The sequence below is a fragment of the Polaromonas sp. P1_E1_2 genome (genome assembly GCF_056406035.1).
This window is the reverse complement of record NZ_JBFUAZ010000579.1, coordinates 1-2,698: the sequence shown is the minus strand read 5'-3', so window position 1 is coordinate 2,698 and position 2,698 is coordinate 1. Positions and strand designations below refer to the sequence as shown.

Annotated in this window: 3 protein-coding genes and 1 pseudogene; all 4 read left to right on the top strand. The window is 60.5% G+C overall.

The window, feature by feature from the left end; translation table 11 throughout:
- A pseudogene (locus AC1D1P_RS20190) lies at positions 1-393 on the top strand (ABC transporter substrate-binding protein); the annotation flags it as partial.
- 140 nt (positions 394-533) lie between these two features.
- Positions 534-1,361, top strand: a complete 828-nt coding sequence (locus tag AC1D1P_RS20185; protein WP_477670871.1) for an ABC transporter ATP-binding protein — start codon at positions 534-536, stop codon at positions 1,359-1,361.
- Between the two features lie 2 nt (positions 1,362-1,363).
- On the top strand, positions 1,364-2,203 hold the full coding sequence (locus AC1D1P_RS20180) for an ABC transporter permease (protein ID WP_477674190.1): 840 nt from the start codon (positions 1,364-1,366) through the stop codon (positions 2,201-2,203).
- Between the two features lie 132 nt (positions 2,204-2,335).
- Positions 2,336-2,488 carry a DUF3096 domain-containing protein gene (locus AC1D1P_RS20175; protein WP_348050368.1) on the top strand — a complete coding sequence of 51 codons (153 nt, stop codon included), beginning with the start codon at positions 2,336-2,338 and terminating at the stop codon, positions 2,486-2,488.
- Positions 2,489-2,698 lie beyond the last annotated feature (210 nt).

The window sequence follows — 2,698 nt, the reverse complement described above, 5'->3', positions numbered from 1 at the left end:
CTCAAGGGCACGATCGAAGTTTTTGGCGGTTCCATGCCGGCGGCCTGCCTGTACGCCCCGATAGAGTTCGTCCAGAAAAATCCCAACACTTGCCAGGCACTGGCCAATGCGATCGTGCATGGGCTCAAATGGCTGCAGACTGCAGGCCCCGGTGACATCATCAAGACCGTGCCCGAGAGCTACCTGCTGGGTGACCGGGCGCTGTACCTTGCGTCATTCAACAAGGTGCGTGAGTCGATTTCGCTTGACGGCATCATTCCTGATGACGGCGCGCGCACGGCGCTCAAGGCACTGGCAAGCTTTGACCCCAGCATCAAGGCCGACAAGATCGACATCGCCAAGACCTATACCAACGAGTTTGCGCGCAAGGCCAAGGACCGATTCAAAGCTTGAGCCCCMACGCTTTTCACTTCGTGTAATGCGCTGCCCCCCCCGAGGGGGCCGCTGCGCCTGCGGTCTGGCAAAGCCAGTCCCGCGGCCCCGGCTGGTGAAGATAGAGGCCCTGCGCAAGCACCTTGCTGTAAGCTCCCGCCATGCCAGAACCCGACGACGCCTGTGCCCTGGAGCTGATCAACATCAGCTGCACCTTTCGCTCGCGCGACGATGCGGGCCAGCGTTATGCGGCGGTAAGCGACACCACCTTGCGCATACGGGCCGGTGAATTCGTTTCGGTTGTCGGGCCTACAGGTTGCGGTAAATCCACGTTACTCAATATTGGTGCCGGTTTGCTGGAGCCGTCTTCCGGTGAGGTTCGGGTGTTTGGCCAACCGCTGGGCGGCATCAACACCCGCGCCGGCTACATGTTCCAGACTGAAGCCTTAATGCCGTGGCGCAGCGCCATCGCCAATGTGATGATGGGCTTGCAATACCGTGGTGTTCCGGATACCGAGGCCCGCCGCCAGGCGCAGGACTGGCTTGAACGCGTGGGGCTGGGCGAGTTCGGCGACCGCTATCCGCACCAGCTTTCGGGCGGCATGCGCAAGCGCACCGCACTGGCCCAGGTGCTGGCGCTGGATCCCGACATCATCCTGATGGACGAACCTTTCAGTGCGCTTGACATTCAGACGCGCCAGCTCATGGAAAACGAGGTGCTGGACCTGTGGGCCGCAAAAAAGAAGGCCGTGCTGTTCATCACCCACGATCTTGACGAGGCCATTGCCATGAGCGACAGGGTGGTGGTGCTGTCGGCTGGACCCGGCACGCATCCCATCGGCGAATTTGCCATCGATCTGCCTCGTCCGCGCGATGTTGCCGAGGTACGCAGTCAGCCGCGGTTTGTCGAGCTGCATACGCAGATATGGAATGTGTTGCGCGATGAGGTCCTTAAAGGTTACGCGCAGCAACTGAAGAAAGCGGCTTGAGCATGTGGCGCCGCCTCAAACCTTCAGAAAACAACCTGCGCGCCTGGCAGCTGGGCTTGTTGGTACTCGTGCTGTTGGGCTGGCATCTGGCTTCGCGCGACCAGAAAATTGCTTTTTTCCTGGGCGAGCCCATCAAGGTCGCCGGCAGGGTGTGGAGCTGGTTCATGCCTTTCGGTTTTGGTGAAAGCCGCATGTTTCCCGATGGCTTGCCGGGCAACGCCGACATCTACCTTCACCTGGGCACCACCTTGCTGGAAACCGTGCTGGCCTTCGGCATAGGCACCGTGCTGGGCCTGGCGTGCGGCCTGTGGCTTGCCCTGGCCCCTACAGCCAGCGCCATCCTGGACCCCTACATCAAGGCGGCCAATTCCATGCCCCGTGTGATCCTGGCACCCATTTTTGCGCTGTGGTTCGGCCTTGGCATCTGGAGCAAGGTGGCGCTGGCGGTCACGCTGGTATTTTTCATCGTGTTCTTCAATGTTTACCAGGGCGTAAAAGAGGTCAGCCCGGTGGTGCTGGCCAATGCCCGTATGCTGGGTGCCAACCAGCGCCAGCTGCTGCGCACGGTGTACCTGCCAAGCGCGACCAGCTGGGTGTTTTCCAGCCTGCATACCTCTGTGGGCCTGGCGTTTGTCGGGGCCGTCGTGGGTGAATACCTGGGCTCTGCGCGCGGAGTGGGCTACCTGATTTTGCAGGCCGAGGGCACGTTTGACGTGAACACGGTGTTTGCCGGCATCGTGGTGCTGACGGCATTTGCCCTGGTGCTGGACGGCATTGTTGGCAAGCTGGAGAAGCGGCTCATGAAATGGCAGCCGCGCACCGGCGAGACGGAAAAACTTTGACGCTTTCTCTGCACTGCAATTCTTCCTGTCGTCCTACAGCCTGCGGCCGGGCTGCTCCTTAAAGTCGTGGCTGCCTTCACCGCTTCTGCCATGCGCAGCAGCGGCGAGCCGGCTTCACTCCAAGGACACACCATGAATCTTTCACTCAGCATCGGCCCCATCGTGTCGCTCATCGCGGGGATTCTTATCCTGCTGATACCGCGGCTGCTCAATTACATCGTGGCGATTTACCTGATCGTTATCGGCTTGATCGGTTTGTTCGGCAGCGGTTCGTTCAAGCTGTAGCAGCAGCCCCGCAGCTGGTGACTGCTGGAGCGCGTGCTCCGGAACGTCAACGTTTTTTGGACTTGACGACCGTCTTGGTATTGCTGCGTTTGGTCACTTTGGCGGAGCTGCCGCGACTGCGGCTGGAGGCTGAGGCCTGGCTTTTGGAGGCGTGGCTTTTGACCGGAAGAAAAACCACCACCTGATGGCCCAGCTTGAACGCGCTGGAAG